The organism is Pseudomonas sp. GNP012, from assembly GCF_054343835.1.
In genome coordinates this window covers 3,237,601-3,252,967 of record NZ_JBTGUU010000001.1, presented here as the reverse complement: position 1 = coordinate 3,252,967, position 15,367 = coordinate 3,237,601, and the positions used below count along the sequence as shown (strand labels likewise).

General features: G+C 61.7%; 10 protein-coding genes. 8 read left to right on the top strand and 2 right to left on the bottom strand.

Features of this window, described 5'->3' with window-relative positions; translation table 11 throughout:
- Positions 1–68: 68 nt before the first annotated feature.
- The 6 genes from ACXX83_RS14555 (at position 69) to ACXX83_RS14530 (ending at position 10,581) form a co-directional block, all read left to right on the top strand.
- On the top strand, positions 69–1,796 hold the full coding sequence (locus tag ACXX83_RS14555; protein WP_458548926.1) for an autotransporter assembly complex protein TamA: 1,728 nt from the start codon (positions 69–71) through the stop codon (positions 1,794–1,796).
- Positions 1,793–5,461 carry a translocation/assembly module TamB domain-containing protein gene (locus ACXX83_RS14550; protein WP_458548925.1) on the top strand — a complete coding sequence of 1,223 codons (3,669 nt, stop codon included), beginning with the start codon at positions 1,793–1,795 and terminating at the stop codon, positions 5,459–5,461. Before ACXX83_RS14555 ends, ACXX83_RS14550 begins: the two co-directional genes overlap by 4 nt.
- A 238-nt stretch (positions 5,462–5,699) precedes the next feature.
- Complete coding sequence (locus ACXX83_RS14545) at positions 5,700–6,173, top strand: MarR family winged helix-turn-helix transcriptional regulator (protein WP_458548924.1); 474 nt, start codon at positions 5,700–5,702, stop codon at positions 6,171–6,173.
- On the top strand, positions 6,170–7,639 hold the full coding sequence (locus tag ACXX83_RS14540) for an efflux transporter outer membrane subunit (protein ID WP_458548923.1): 1,470 nt from the start codon (positions 6,170–6,172) through the stop codon (positions 7,637–7,639). The genes ACXX83_RS14545 and ACXX83_RS14540 overlap by 4 nt, the downstream gene beginning before the upstream one ends.
- A gap of 15 nt (positions 7,640–7,654) precedes the next feature.
- Positions 7,655–8,857, top strand: coding sequence for an HlyD family secretion protein (locus ACXX83_RS14535; protein WP_458548922.1), 1,203 nt, complete (start codon positions 7,655–7,657; stop codon positions 8,855–8,857).
- Positions 8,858–9,051: 194 nt separating this feature from the next.
- A complete protein-coding gene (locus ACXX83_RS14530) occupies positions 9,052–10,581 on the top strand; it encodes a DHA2 family efflux MFS transporter permease subunit (protein WP_458548921.1) in 1,530 nt (509 codons plus the stop codon).
- 121 nt (positions 10,582–10,702) lie between these two features.
- Here the strand turns inward: ACXX83_RS14530 and lpxH are convergent, their stop codons facing one another.
- Together lpxH and ACXX83_RS14520 are read right to left on the bottom strand one after the other, a co-directional pair.
- Positions 10,703–11,455 carry a UDP-2,3-diacylglucosamine diphosphatase gene (lpxH, locus tag ACXX83_RS14525; RefSeq protein WP_217835715.1) on the bottom strand — a complete coding sequence of 251 codons (753 nt, stop codon included), beginning with the start codon at positions 11,453–11,455 and terminating at the stop codon, positions 10,703–10,705.
- Positions 11,452–11,955, bottom strand: coding sequence for a peptidylprolyl isomerase (locus ACXX83_RS14520; protein WP_007981235.1), 504 nt, complete (start codon positions 11,953–11,955; stop codon positions 11,452–11,454). Before ACXX83_RS14520 ends, lpxH begins: the two co-directional genes overlap by 4 nt.
- 251 nt (positions 11,956–12,206) lie before the next feature.
- Between ACXX83_RS14520 and ACXX83_RS14515 the strand changes: the two genes are divergently transcribed.
- On the top strand, positions 12,207–13,904 hold the full coding sequence (locus tag ACXX83_RS14515) for a glutamine--tRNA ligase/YqeY domain fusion protein (protein WP_458548918.1): 1,698 nt from the start codon (positions 12,207–12,209) through the stop codon (positions 13,902–13,904).
- A gap of 21 nt (positions 13,905–13,925) precedes the next feature.
- Positions 13,926–15,308, top strand: coding sequence for a cysteine--tRNA ligase (gene cysS / locus ACXX83_RS14510; RefSeq protein ID WP_116260974.1), 1,383 nt, complete (start codon positions 13,926–13,928; stop codon positions 15,306–15,308).
- The last annotated feature ends 59 nt before the right edge of the window (positions 15,309–15,367 follow it).

Sequence of the window (15,367 nt, the reverse complement as noted above, 5' to 3'; positions counted from 1 at the left end):
TTCCGGGCATGTCAGGCTCTATCACGCTTCCATGTTCATGAACCATGCTCGTGATAGCATCCGCGCCTATGAAGTTTCCAGGAAGATTTACCAGTGGCGTGCTCATGCTGTTATCCAGCTGCACGGCGCTGGCGCAAAGTGAATTGGATGTGCGGATCAAACCGTCCAACGATGAACTGAAGGCCAATATAGAGGGCTATATCGGCAGCCTCGGCGATCGTGACGAAGAAGCCTTGCAGCGCTTCAGTCGTGGCGCCGAGGAGCAGGCGCGCAAGGCCGCCCAGGCCTTGGGTTATTACCAGCCGCACATCGACAGTGAAGTGAAGGGCGGCGATAAGCCACGCCTGGTGTTGAAGGTCGACCCCGGCGAGCCGGTGCACTTGCGCAATGTCACGGTGCGAGTCGAAGGACCCGCGGCGTCCCTCAAATCCTTTCGAATCCCCAAAAGCGACGCGCTCAAGCCCGGTGCCGTGCTCAACCATGGGCATTACGAGGATGCCAAGCGCCTGATCCAGAACCAGGCTTCGCGTTATGGCTTTTTCAGCGGCCGTTTCACCCGTTCGAAACTGTCGGTCGACCCGCGGGCCGGCGTTGCCGATATCGACCTTATCTATGAAAGCGGCCCGCGCTATTCCTTGGGCAAGGTCAGTTTCGAGGGCGATACGCCGTTCGATGACGAACTGCTGCAACGCATGGTGCCCTTCAAGGCCGGTACACCTTACGACTCGGAGCTGATTGCCGAACTCAATCAGAACCTGCAATCGAGTGGCTACTTCGAAGGCGTGCGCGTGGACGCAGCACCCGCGGCGTCAAAAGAGAATGCTATCCCGGTAGACGTCAAGCTCGAAACCCGCAAGCCACGGACCATGGGCCTGGGCCTGGGTTTCTCCACCGACGTCGGCCCACGGGCCAAGGCCAACTGGACCCGGCACTGGGTCAACGCACAAGGGCACAGTTATGGCTGGGAAACCGAAGTCTCGGCACCCCGGCAAAACGTCGGGCTGTTCTACGACATTCCGCTGGACCCGCCACTGACCGACAAACTGCGTTTTGCCGGTGGCTACCAGAATGAAGAAATCGCCGATAAGGAAAGCCACAGCAAGCTGCTGACCCTCGGCCCCGAGTGGCACAGCAAACTGCCCAGCGGCTGGCAACGGGTGGTGTCGCTGAAGTGGCAGCGCGAGGATTACCAACTGGGCGATGACTCGGGACTCAGCACCTTGCTGATGCCCGGTGTGAGCTATTCGTACCTCAAAAGCGACAACCGCATCGATCCGCACAACGGCTATCGCCTGCAATTCGAATCCAAGGTGGCCAAGGAGGGGCTGGGTTCCGACAGCAACCTGCTCTATGGCACGGCATTGGTCAAAGGCCTGACCACGGTGTTCGATAAACACCGATTCCTCGGACGGGTGCAGGTCGGCGGCAGTGCCACCAACGGCTTCAAATCGGTACCGCCATCGTTGCGCTTCTTCGCCGGTGGCGATCAGAGCGTGCGCGGATACGACTATCAGAGCCTGTCGCCGGAAAACTCCGACGGCGATCGCATCGGTGGCCGCTACATGGTGGCCGCCAGCGCGGAGTATCAGTATTCGGTCGCCGAAAAATGGCGGATAGCGACCTTTGTCGACCAGGGCAACGCCTTCAACACCCTCGAACTGCCGAGCCTCAAGACCGGGGTCGGTATCGGCGTGCGCTGGGTATCGCCGGTGGGGCCGATCCGCCTCGACCTGGCCCATGCGCTGGACGACGATGGCGGCATTCGACTGCACTTTTCCATGGGGCCTGAGCTGTGAAGCGTGGTTTGAAAGTAACGCTGCTGGCAATAGCCGCACTGTTGATGCTGGTTGTCCTGACGCTGGCCACTGTGCTCGGCACGGCGACGGGCAGCCGCTGGGCGTTGGGCTTCGTACCGGGGTTGACCCTGGACAATTTCCAGGGCCGGCTGGGCGGGCAGTGGAGTGCCGACCGGGTGCTGTGGCAGCAGGACACCAGTCGGGTTGAACTGAACCAGGTGATTTTCGCCTGGTCGCCGTTGTGCCTGACCCGTATGACCTTGTGCATCGAGCAATTGCAGGCCGACCAGGTCAGCCTGACGTTCCCGCCGGGTGCCGAAGAGCCGGACAGCGGCCCGATTACCCTGCCGGAACTGAAGTTGCCGCTGGCCATCGAGTTGGGAGACGTCAAGGTCGGCAGCCTGCTGTTCAACGGCAGTGAAGAGCTCAAGGGTTTGCAGCTGGCAGCACACTGGACCCCTGAGGGCATGCAGATCGATTCCGTGCATTTGCAGCGCGATGACCTCAGCCTGAACCTGTCCGGCTCGCTGCAACCGATCGGCAATTGGCCGCTTCACGCGCAAGGCAAGTTGACCCTGTCGACCCCCGCGCCGTGGGAGCTGGCGCTCAAGATTGATGGCGACCTGCTGAAAACCCTCAATCTCAGAGCCGACAGCAGCGGTTACCTCAACGGGCAACTGACCGGCGAACTGCAACCGCTGGTGGACAACCTGCCGGCCAAGGTGCGGATCACCGCCGATGGCTTCAAACCCGGTGCCGATCTGCCGGACACCCTGCAACTCAATCAGCTTGAACTCAGCGGTGCCGGCGACTTGAAGAACGGCTACGCGCTGTTCGGCAAGGCCACGCTGCCCGCCGAGCAAGGCCCGGTCGCCCTGGCGCTGCAAGGCAAGGTCGACGCCAGCGGCGCGCAGATCGCCGCGCTCGACCTGACCGCCAACGACAAGCAAAGCCTCAAGCTCACAGGGCTTGTGAATTGGAGCAAAGGCCTGAGCGCCGAAGCGAAAATCGACTGGCTGGACTTCCCCTGGCATCGTCTCTATCCATTGATCGACGAGCCGGAGGTGGCGTTGCGCCGCTTTAACGGTGAGGTGTCCTACACCGACGGCAAATACCTCGGTCATTTTGAAGCCGCGGCGGATGGTCCGGCCGGTGCCTTCACCCTGGCCAGTCCGTTCGCGGGCGACCTGACGAAAATCTACCTGCAACAGATTCAACTCCAGGCCGGGCAGGGCAAGGCTGAAGGGCACCTGAACCTGCAGTTCGCCGACGGCATTGCCTGGGACACCGCGCTGGATCTGTCGGCGATCAACCCGGCGTACTGGGTCGCGGAGCTACCGGGCACGCTGGCTGGGCCGTTGCGCAGCACGGGCGAGCTGAAAAACGAAGTGCTCAGCCTCAATGCCGACCTGGACCTCAAGGGCAAACTGCGCGGCCAGCCGGCGGTGATCCAGGCCAAGGCCGATGGCCGTGGTGAGCAATGGAACCTCAACGCCCTGCAGGTTCGCCTGGGCGAGAACAGCATCAGCGGCAAGGGCAGCCTGCAACAGAAACTCGCCGGGCAGATCGATCTCAAGTTGCCGCGCCTGGCCCAACTCTGGCCAGAGCTGCGCGGCCAACTCAATGGCCGCGTGGATGTCGCCGGCACGCTCAAGGCGCCCCAAGGCAAGCTGGACCTGCAAGGCTCGCAATTGGTTTTCCAGGACAATCGCCTGCAAAGCCTGAACCTGGGCGCCACGCTGGACAGTGCGCAACGGGCGAAAATCGACCTCAAGGGCAGCGGCATCCAGGCCGGTGACACCTCGCTGGGAACCCTGACCGCCAGCGGCCAGGGCGATATCAAGAACCAGAAGTTGAGCCTCGATCTGCAAGGGCCGAAGCTGAAACTGGCGCTGGGTCTGGACGGTGCGCTGGATAAAGGCAATTGGCGTGGACGCCTGGCCAGCGGTGATATCCAGGCCGGTGGCCAGGACTGGAAGCTGCAAGGGCCGGCGAAACTCGAACGCCTGGCGGACGGCAAAATCAACTTTGGTGCCCATTGCTGGGCATCCGGCCAGGCCAGTCTGTGCGGTGAAGACTCACGCCTGATGCCCGAGCCGAAGCTGCGTTATCACCTCAGGCAGTTCCCGATCGACAGCCTCGCGCAGTGGTTGCCGAAGGATTTCGCCTGGCAGGGCCAGCTCAATGCCGACCTGCAACTGGATCTGCCGGCCAGTGGCCCGAACGGCCAGGTCAGCGTCGATGCCAGCGGCGGCACGTTGCGCATCAAGGACAAGGACCAGTGGCTGGAGTTCCCGTACCAGACCCTGACACTCACCAGCAAACTCACGCCCAAACGTATCGACACCGAACTCAATTTTGTCGGCGGCAAACTCGGCGAACTGAGGGTGCAGGCACAGCTCAATCCGTTGCCGAAGAACAAGCCGTTGAGCGGTTCGTTCCGTTTGAGCGGGCTGGACTTGTCGGTGGCGCGACCGTTCGTGCCGATGGTCGAGAAGCTGGCCGGGCGCCTGAATGGCAGCGGTACGATTTCCGGCGGGCTTTTGGCGCCGCAGGTCAATGGCAGCCTGCAACTCAGTGACGGCGTGGTGGCCGGGCCTGAATTGCCGATGGAGCTGCAAAACCTGCACGTTCAGGCGCTCATCGCCGGTGAAAGCGTGCAACTGAACGGTGGCTGGAACAGCGGCAAGGCCGGGCAGGGCAGCTTGAACGGCAACATCGCCTGGGGGCAGGCGCTGGTGGTGGATCTGGCACTCAAGGGCTCGCAATTGCCGGTCACCGTCGAGCCTTACGCCAAGCTTGAAGTCGCGCCGGACCTGAAGATTTCAATGAAGGGCGATGAGCTGGCCATCGCCGGTAAAGTGCTGGTGCCCAGGGGTGAAATCACCATTCGTGAATTGCCGCCGTCGACGGTCAAGGTCTCCGATGACACGGTGATCGTCGGTCAGCAGACCGAGGAGGGCAAGCCACCGCTGGCGATGAAGATGGACATCGAAGTGCTGGTCGGCGAGGACAAGCTGAGCTTTGCCGGGTTTGGCCTGACGGCGAATGTGCAGGGGCATGTGCACATCGGCGACAACATGGACACCCGCGGCGAGCTGTGGCTCAACGACGGGCGTTACCGTGCCTATGGCCAGCGGCTTTCAGTGCGCCGGGCACGTTTGCTGTTTGCCGGGCCCATCGATCAGCCGTACCTGGACATCGAAGCCATTCGCAAGACCGACGACATCATCGCCGGCATTCGTTTGAGTGGCAGTGCCGAACAACCGACCACGCAAATCTTTTCAGAGCCGGCGATGAGCCAGGAGCAGGCCTTGTCCTATCTGGTGCTCGGGCGTCCACTGAGCAGCAATGGCGAAGACAACAACATGCTCGCCCAGGCGGCCCTCGGGTTGGGCTTGATGGGCAGTTCCGGTGTGACCAGCGGCATCGCCAAGAACCTGGGCATCCAGGACTTCCAGCTCGACACCCAGGGCAGCGGCAACACCACCAGCGTAGTGGCCAGCGGCAATATTTCCGAGAAGCTCAGCCTGCGCTATGGCGTCGGCGTGTTCGAACCGGCCAACACCATTGCCCTGCGCTACAAGCTGAGCAAAAGGGTCTACCTTGAAGCCGCCGGCGGCGTGGCCAGTTCGCTGGACATCTTCTACAAGCGGGATTTCTAGGTCCGCATTTCCTACAAAAGACCGAGTCACCCCATTCGCGAGCAAGCCCGCTCCCACAGGTTCAGCGTGATCCCTGTGGGAGCGGGCTTGCTCGCGAAGGCGTCCGTGTGGACAGCACAAAACCCGGCAGCATTGAAAAATTATTTGCAAAGCATGCTAACTATTGCGTTGACATTCGCTGCCTAGGCAGTAACATTTAGACATACATTCACTGCCTAGGCAGCTAACGGGTGGTCAGATGAAACATTTCTCTCCAGACGATTTCCACAATTGCCATCTTGGCCTGCTGCTCGGACGCGCCGCGCTGCTCAAGGACCGGATCATTGACACCCACATGGAACCCCACGGCATCACCGCCGCGCAGTTCAAGGTGTTGATCATCATGGCCCAGTACGGCGTCGATTCGCCGGGCGAGTTGTGCCGTCACCTGTCCCTGGACAGCGGTTCGATGACTCGCATGCTCGATCGTCTGGAACAGAAGGGGTTCCTCGCCCGCCAACGCTCCGAGGCGGATCGCCGTCAGGTGCAGCTGGTACTCACGGAAGACGGCCAGAAGCTCGCCGGGCTGTTGCCGCACATCGGCGCCGAAGCCATGAATGAACTGGCCGGTGCCATCACTGCGCAAGAGCTGAAGACCCTGGAGATGATCCTGAAGAAGATTTTGGTAGCAGCCGGTGACGCGATCACCCTGCTGCGGGTAGGTGACAAATGAGCAGTAAACCCTTGCGTGCCGGCTTGAGCCTGGTGCTGTTGGCCATGAGCCTGGCCGGTTGCGCCAGTTACAGCGGCCTGAAAACCGAAGGGGTCAGGCTCGACGCGAAAAACTTCAAGGCCGGGCAATCCCTCGGCGGCGTGCCCCTGTCGCCGGCCGCCTGGCCGAAGAGCGACTGGTGGAAAAGCCTCGACGACCCGAAACTCGACGGCCTGATCCGCGAGGCCCTGCGCGACAGCCCGGACATGCAGATCGCCGACGCCCGTGCCCATCAGGCCAACGCTGCCGCTTACGCCGCCGACGCCGCGCGGATGCCGACCCTGGATGCCAGCGCCGGTGTCAGCCGCTCGCGCCTGGCCCGCGACCAGGACCCGCTCGGGCAGGGCGACGCTTACGCCACCGTGCGTAACATCAGCACCCGTTTCAACTACAACTTCGACCTGTGGGGCGGTCAGCGCGATGCCTGGGAAGCGGCCCTCGGCCAGGCCCGTGCCGCTGAAGTCGACCAGCAGGCCGCGCAACTGACCCTGGCCGCCGACGTCGCCCGGGCCTACAGCGATCTCGGTCAGGCGCACATCGTGTATGACCTGTCCAGCGAAGACCTCAAGCGCACCCGGCAAATGCTCGAGCTGAGCCAGCGGCGACTGACGGCCGGGATCGACAGCCAGTACCAGTTCCAGCAGACCGAAAGCCTCGAAGCCACCTCCCAAGCCAATTTGATCGACGCGGAAAAGCGCCTGAACAGCGCGAAGATCGCCCTTGCGGTGCTGCTCGGCAAAGGTCCGGACCGCGGCAATGAAATTGCCCGGCCGAACATTCTTAAGCCGAGTGCGGTAGCGCTACCTTCGGTGTTGCCGGCCGAGTTGCTCGGACGTCGCCCGGACCTGGTTGCCGCGCGCTGGCGGGTCGAGGCAGCGAGCAAAAGCATCGACGCCGGCAAGACCCGGTTCTACCCCAACTTGAACCTCAGCGCGGCTGCCGGCGCCGAGTCCTTGTTGGGCGATGCGATGTTTGGATCGGCCAGCCGCTTCTTCAGCATTGCACCGACGATCTCTGTGCCGGTTTTCGACGGTGGCCGCTTGCGCGCCGACCTCGATTCCCGCGACGCCGACTACGACCTCGCGGTGGCGCAGTACAACAAAAGTCTGGTGAAGGCGCTGGGGGATGTCAGTGACAGCATCAACCAGCTGCGCGATATCGGCCGGCAGATCGCGGCCCAGCAGCACGCCACCGACATCGCCCAGGATTCCTACAGCACCGTGGTCCAGCGTTACGGTTCCGGCATCGGCAATTACCTGGACGTGCTCAGCATCGAGCAGCAATTGCTCCAGGCCCAGCGTCAGCTGGCCAACCTGAATGCCGAGCAGATCGACCTGTCGATTCAATTGATGCAGGCGCTGGGCGGTGGTTTCCGGCCTGAGGCCATCGCCTTGGCCAACGCCACGCCCGCCACGCTGACCCACTAATTCAAGGTACTTGTCATGGCCACTGCCGATACAACTCAACCTCCGGAAAACACCCAAGGCAACCCCAACTCGGGCAAGCGCAAGTTCATGTTGTTGATCCTCGCTGTCGCCGTCGTGCTGAGTGGCGCGGGCGTCTGGGCTTATCACGAGTTCTACGGACGCTGGAGCGAAAGCACCGACGACGCCTATGTGAACGGCAACGTGGTGGAAATCACGCCACTGGTCACGGGCACCGTGGTCAGCATCGGCGCCGACGATGGCGATCTGGTGCATGAAGGCCAGGTGCTGGTGAACTTTGACCCGAACGACGCCGAAATCGGTCTGCAAAACGCCCGGGCCAATCTGGCGCGTACCGTGCGTCAGGTGCGTGGTCTGTACAGTGATGTGGATGGCATGAAAGCCCAGGTCAATGCGCAGAAAGCCGAAGTGCAAAAGGCTCAGGACAACTTCAGCCGGCGCAAGAACCTTGCTGCCGGCGGGGCGATTTCCCAGGAAGAGCTGTCCCACGCCCGCGACGACCTGACCTCGGCGCAAAACGCCCTGGCCAATGCCGAACAAAAGCTCAAGACCACCAGCGCGCTGGTCGATGACACCGTGGTGTCTTCGCACCCGGACGTGATGGCCGCCGCCGCACAACTGCGTCAGGCCTACCTGAACAACTCACGCAGCGTCCTGATTGCACCGGTCACCGGTTACGTGGCCAAGCGTTCGGTGCAACTGGGTCAACGCGTGCAACCGGGTACCGCGCTGATGGCGGTGATTCCGCTGGATCAGCTGTGGATCGACGCCAACTTCAAGGAAACCCAGTTGCGTGACATGCGCATTGGCCAACCGGTGGAGATTGAGACGGATCTGTACGGCAGCAGCGTCAAATACCGCGGCACCATCGACAGCCTCGGCGCCGGGACCGGCAGCGCCTTTGCCCTGCTGCCGGCGCAGAACGCCACTGGCAACTGGATCAAGATCGTGCAGCGCGTGCCGGTACGAGTCCACGTCAACGCCGAGGAACTGGCCAGGCATCCGCTGCGGGTCGGCCTGTCGACCATGGTCGATGTGGATCTGCACGACCAGAGCGGGCCGGTGCTGGCGCAACAGCCGCCGCAGAAGGCTTCGTTCAGCACCAACGTCTACGACCGTCAGCTGGCCGAGGCCGACGCGATGATCACCCGGTTGATCCACGACAACAGCGCCGCGGTCAGCAAAACCGCGCAACGCTGATTCGCCAATACACCGCCCCTGTGGAAGCGACCTGTGGCGAGGGGGCTTGCCCCCGTTTGAGTGCGCAGCACTCACAAGATCTTCGATACATCGGAAATTTTGGGGCTGCTTCGCAGCCCAACGGGGGCAAGCCCCCTCGCCACAGGTCGCTCCCACAGGGTTAGCTGCGCCCAACTGGTTTCAAAGGATTCGCGATGAGCAATAACGCGTCTTTCACTCCGCCAAGCCTGTTACTGAGCACTATCGGCCTGTCGCTGGCGACCTTCATGCAGGTGCTCGACACCACCATCGCCAACGTGGCGTTGCCGACGATCTCCGGCAACCTGGGTGTGAGTTCGGAGCAGGGTACCTGGGTCATCACCTCGTTTGCGGTGAGCAATGCCATCGCCTTGCCGTTGACCGGTTGGCTCAGTCGGCGTTTTGGCGAGGTGAAGCTGTTTGTCTGGGCGACACTGCTGTTCGTGCTGGCCTCGTTCCTGTGCGGGATTTCCACCTCGATGCCCGAGCTGGTGGGCTTCCGGGTGCTGCAAGGGGTGGTGGCGGGGCCGTTGTACCCGATGACCCAGACATTGCTGATCGCGGTTTATCCGCCAGCGAAGCGGGGGCTGGCCCTGGCGTTGCTGGCGATGGTCACGGTGGTCGCGCCGATTGCCGGGCCGATCCTCGGCGGCTGGATCACCGACAGCTATAGCTGGCCGTGGATTTTCTTCATCAACGTGCCGATCGGCCTGTTCGCGGCTTGGGTGGTCACCCAGCAGATGAAAAAGCGCCCGGTGGTCACCAGCCGCCAGCCGATGGATTACGTTGGTCTGATCGCGCTGATTATCGGTGTCGGGGCGCTGCAGATCGTGCTCGACAAGGGTAACGATGCCGACTGGTTCGAATCGAGCTTCATCGTGATCGGCAGTGTGATTTCGGTGGTGGCCCTGGCGTTCTTCGTGATCTGGGAAATGACCGATGAACACCCGGTGGTCAACCTGCGTCTGTTCGCCCACCGCAACTTCCGCTACGGCACCATTGTGCTGATCCTGGGCTATGCCGGGTTCTTCGGGATCAACCTGATCCTGCCGCAGTGGCTGCAGACACGCTTGGGCTACACCGCGACCTGGGCCGGTTTTGCCGTGGCACCGCTGGGGATCCTGCCGGTGTTGCTGGCACCCTTTGTTGGCAAATACGCACCGAAATTCGACATGCGGTTACTGGCGGGCGGGGCGTTCCTGGCCATCGGCCTCAGTTGCTTCATGCGCGCCGGGTTCACCAATGAAGTGGATTTCCAGCACATCGCCATGGTGCAGCTGTTCATGGGGATAGGCGTGGCGCTGTTCTTCATGCCGACCCTGACCATCCTGCTCTCGGACCTGCCGCCGAGCCAGATTGCCGACGGTTCCGGGTTGGCGACGTTCCTGCGGACCCTGGGCGGTAGTTTCGCGGCGTCGCTGACCACCTGGATCTGGATTCGCCGTGCCGACCAGCACCATGCCTACCTGACCGAAAGCATCACCCCGTTCGACCCGGCGACCCGCGAAGCACTGAGCAACCTGGGCGGGGCGGGGGCCAAGGCCTACACGCAACTGGATCAGATGGTGATCAGCCAGGCGTACATCATGTCCACGGTGGATTACTTCACCTTGTTGGGCTGGATGTTCCTGGGGCTGATCCTGATCGTGTGGCTGGCCAGGCCGCCGTTTACGGCGAAGGCCGGGCCTGCGGCCTCGGGACACTAAGGCAACACATAACCTGTGGGAGCGGGCTTGCCCGCGAAGGCGGCGGATCAGTCATACAGATGTCGACTGACACTCCCTCTTCGCGGGCAAGCCCGCTCCCACAGGTTTTTGTGTTCGGCTGTTAGTTCGCGGGTGCTGCCAGTTGCGGCGGCGGTACGAAGTCGAACGGCGCCAGCGCAAACCCTTGTTCGTCCACCTGCAACGCCCAACCCTGACGATCCCAATCCCCCAGCACAATGCGCCGGGCTGCCTGGTCGCCCAACTGCAACTTGTGGATCGCCGGACGATGGGTATGCCCGTGGATCAAGGTCTTCACCCCGAACTCCTGCATGATCCGCGGAATCTCTTCGGGCGTGACGTCGACGATGTCATTGGCCTTCATCCGCACCTGGGCACGGCTTTCACTGCGCAGTTTGCGTGCCAGCTTGTGCCGGGTGCGCAAGGGCAGGTTGCGCAGGATGAACAGGGTGATCGGGTTGCGCAGGTAGCGGCGCAGCTTCATATAGCCTTCGTCGCGGGTGCACAGGCTGTCGCCGTGCATCAGCAGCACCGGCTCGCCGTTGAATTGCACGACACTCGGGTCTTTGAGCAGGGTGCAGCCGGCCTGCTTGCAGAAGGCCTTGCCGAGCATGAAGTCACGATTGCCGTGCATCAGGAAAATGGCCGTGCCGCTGTCGCTGAGGTCGCGCAGGGCCTGGCAGATGGAGCGCTGGAAGGGCGTCATGGCGTCGTCGCCAATCCACACCTCGAAAAAGTCGCCCAGGATGTACAACGCACTCGCCGAGCGGGCGCGTCCGGCGAGCAAATCCAGAAACGCCCGGGTAATGTCCGGGCGCTCCTCTTCCAGATGTAAATCTGAAATCAGCAATATCACTCAATGATCTCGGCTTTCTCGATGATCACGTCGTCTGCCGGTACGTCCTGGTGGCCGGCCTTGGAAGTGGTGGCCACGCCTTTGATCTTGTCGACAACGTCGGTGCCGGCGGTCACTTTACCGAATACTGCGTAGCCCCAGCCTTGAACGTTCTTGCCGCTGTGGTTGAGGAAGCTGTTGTCCGCCACGTTGATGAAGAACTGTGCGGAAGCCGAATGCGGCTCCATGGTGCGGGCCATGGCGATGGTGTACTTGTCGTTGGAAAGACCGTTGTCGGCTTCGTTCTGGATGCTTGGACGCTTGTCTTTCTTTTCTTTCATGCCTGGCTCGAAACCGCCGCCCTGGATCATAAAGTTGCCGATGACACGGTGGAAAACGGTGTTTTCGTAGTGACCGGCTTTAACGTACTCGACGAAGTTGGCCACGGTGATCGGGGCTTTGTCGGCGTTCAGTTCGAGGACGATGTCGCCGAAATTGGTAGTCAGTTTGACTTGGGTCATGATCGTTACTCACTAAGGGAATTCGTGGTTTTGGAACATTCCGTCCCGCAACCGGTTCAGCCTGTCTCGGCCAAGGTGCGCAGTTTAGCGTGACAGGCACGAATTTCGAGGCAGTTTTTTCATTTGCGGCCCATTAAATGCGACGGTTTACAGAGTGCGCTCTGTCAGGCACTTGACGGCATCGGCTATGATAGCGGCTTTGTTTTGTCCGGCCTTCATTACGGCCACGCACTTGTACGTTCAAGGATCCTATGAGCAAGCCCACTGTCGACCCTACCTCGAATGCCAAGACCGGCCCAGCCGTGCCGGTCAACTTCCTGCGGCCGATCATCCAGGCAGACCTGGACTCGGGCAAGCACACGCAGATCGTCACCCGTTTCCCGCCTGAGCCCAACGGCTACCTGCACATCGGCCATGCCAAGTCGATCTGTGTGAACTTCGGCCTGGCCCAGGAGTTCGGCGGCGTCACGCACCTGCGTTTCGACGACACCAACCCGGCCAAGGAAGACCAGGAGTACATCGACGCGATCGAAAGCGACGTCAAATGGCTGGGCTTCGAGTGGTCCGGTGAAGTGCGCTACGCCTCGCAATATTTCGACCAGTTGCACGACTGGGCAGTGGAGCTGATCAAATCCGGCAATGCCTACGTCGATGACCTGACTCCGGAGCAAGCCAAGGAATACCGTGGCAGCCTGACCGAACCTGGCAAGAACAGCCCGTTCCGCGACCGCAGCGTCGAAGAGAACCTGGACCTGTTCGCCCGCATGAAGGCCGGCGAGTTCCCGGACGGCGCACGCGTACTGCGGGCCAAGATCGACATGGCCTCGCCGAACATGAACCTGCGCGACCCGATCATGTATCGCATCCGTCACGCTCACCACCACCAGACCGGTGACAAGTGGTGCATCTACCCGAACTACGACTTTACCCACGGTCAGTCGGACGCCATCGAAGGCATCACCCACTCGATCTGCACCCTGGAGTTCGAAAGCCACCGTCCGCTGTACGAATGGTTCCTCGAGCACTTGCCGGTGCCGGCCAACCCGCGCCAGTACGAGTTCAGCCGCCTGAACCTGAACTACACCATCACCAGCAAGCGCAAGCTCAAGCAGCTGGTCGATGAAAAGCACGTCAACGGCTGGGACGACCCGCGCATGTCGACGCTGTCGGGTTTCCGCCGCCGTGGCTACACGCCGAAATCGATCCGCAACTTCTGCGAAATGATCGGCACCAACCGTTCCGACGGCGTGGTGGACTTCGGCATGCTCGAGTTCAGCATCCGTGACGACCTCGACCAGAGCGCCCCGCGTGCCATGTGCGTGCTGCGTCCGCTGAAAGTCGTGATCACCAACTACCCGCAAGGCCAGGTCGAGAACCTCGAACTGCCGTGCCACCCGAAAGAAGACATGGGCGTGCGCGCTTTGCCGTTCGCCCGTGAAATCTACATCGACCGTGAAGACTTCATGGAAGAGCCGCCGAAGGGCTACAAGCGCCTGGAGCCGGCCGGTGAAGTGCGTCTGCGTGGCAGCTACGTGATCCGCGCCGACGAAGCGATCAAGGACGCCGATGGCAACATCGTCGAACTGCGCTGCTCGTACGATCCGGACACCCTGGGCAAGAACCCGGAAGGCCGCAAGGTCAAAGGCGTGATCCACTGGGTGCCGGCCGCGGCCAGCGTCGAGTGCGAAGTGCGTCTGTACGATCGCCTGTTCCGTTCGCCGAACCCGGAGAAGGCCGAAGACAGCGCCAGTTTCCTGGACAACATCAACCCTGACTCGCTGCAGGTACTCACCGGTTGTCGTGCCGAGCCTTCGTTGGGCAATGCACAGCCGGAAGACCGTTTCCAGTTCGAGCGCGAAGGTTATTTCGTCGCCGATCTCAAGGACTCGAAACCAGGTCAGCCGGTATTCAACCGCACCGTGACCCTGCGTGATTCGTGGGGCCAGTGATTCAGCGTCAAGGAAATTAAAGTGCTGACGATCTACAACACGCTCACCAAGAGCAAAGAAGTCTTCAAGCCGCTCGATGGCAACAATGTGCGCATGTACGTGTGCGGCATGACCGTGTACGACTACTGCCACATCGGCCACGGCCGCAGCATGGTCGCGTTCGACCTTGTGACCCGCTGGTTGCGCTTCAGTGGCTACAACCTGACTTATGTGCGCAACATCACCGACATTGAAGACAAGATCATCAATCGGGCCCGGGAGAACGGCGAGCCGTTCGACGCATTGACCGAGCGTATGATCACCGCCATGCATGAGGACGAGGCACGCCTCAACATCCTCAAGCCGGACATGGAACCGCGTGCCACCGATCACATCCCGGGCATGCTGAGCATGATCCAGACCCTGATCGACAAGGGTTATGCCTACGCCCCGGGCAACGGCGACGTGTACTACCGCGTCGCCAAGTTCATGGGTTACGGCAAGCTGTCGCGCAAGAAGATCGAAGATCTGCGCATCGGCGCACGCATCGAAGTCGACGAGTCCAAGCAGGACCCGCTGGACTTCGTACTGTGGAAAGCCACCAAGCCGGGCGAGCCGAGCTGGGAATCGCCGTGGGGCGCCGGGCGTCCGGGCTGGCACATCGAATGCTCGGTGATGTCGACCTGCTGCCTGGGAGAAACCTTCGACATTCATGGCGGCGGCAGCGATCTTGAGTTCCCGCATCACGAAAACGAAATCGCCCAGAGCGAAGCGGCCACCGGCAAGACCTACGCCAACGCGTGGATGCATTGCGGCATGATCCGTATCAATGGCGAGAAGATGTCCAAGTCCTTGAACAACTTCTTCACCATCCGCGACGTGCTCGACAAGTACCACCCGGAAGTCGTGCGTTACCTGCTGGTGTCGAGCCACTACCGCAGCGCGATCAACTACTCGGAAGACAACCTCAAGGACGCCAAAGGCGCACTGGAGCGTTTCTACCACGCGTTGAAAGGCCTGCCGAACGTGGCGCCTGCCGGCGGCGAAGCCTTCGTCGAGCGTTTCACCCAGGTGATGAACGACGACTTCGGCACGCCGGAAGCCTGTGCGGTGCTGTTCGAGATGGTCCGCGAGATCAACCGTCTGCGTGAGAGCGATCTCAATGCAGCGGCCGGCCTGGCGGCGCGTCTGAAAGAACTGGCCAGCGTGCTGGGTGTGTTGCAGCTCGAAGCCGATGACTTCCTGCAGGCCGGTGCCGAAGGGCGCGTGGATGCAGCCGAAGTCGAGGCGCTGATTGCTGCTCGCCTGGCGGCACGTGCCGGCAAGGACTGGGCCGAATCCGACCGCATCCGCGACCAGCTCACCGCCATGGGCGTGGTGCTGGAAGACGGCAAGGGCGGCACGACCTGGCGTCTGGCTGACTGATTGCTGCTTGCGTTACAGACAAAACCCGCCATGTGCGGGTTTTTGTTTTAGGGGTTGGC

Excerpts from the sequence above, each read along its gene's own strand:
- ACXX83_RS14515 (WP_458548918.1), top strand. The coding sequence starts at position 12,207 with ATGAGCAAGCCCACTGTCGACCCTACCTCGAATGCCAAGACCGGCCCA.
- ACXX83_RS14520 (WP_007981235.1), bottom strand. The coding sequence starts at position 11,955 with ATGACCCAAGTCAAACTGACTACCAATTTCGGCGACATCGTCCTCGAA.
- ACXX83_RS14555 (WP_458548926.1), top strand. The coding sequence starts at position 69 with ATGAAGTTTCCAGGAAGATTTACCAGTGGCGTGCTCATGCTGTTATCC.
- ACXX83_RS14535 (WP_458548922.1), top strand. The coding sequence starts at position 7,655 with ATGGCCACTGCCGATACAACTCAACCTCCGGAAAACACCCAAGGCAAC.
- ACXX83_RS14530 (WP_458548921.1), top strand. The coding sequence starts at position 9,052 with ATGAGCAATAACGCGTCTTTCACTCCGCCAAGCCTGTTACTGAGCACT.
- ACXX83_RS14540 (WP_458548923.1), top strand. The coding sequence starts at position 6,170 with ATGAGCAGTAAACCCTTGCGTGCCGGCTTGAGCCTGGTGCTGTTGGCC.
- ACXX83_RS14545 (WP_458548924.1), top strand. The coding sequence starts at position 5,700 with ATGAAACATTTCTCTCCAGACGATTTCCACAATTGCCATCTTGGCCTG.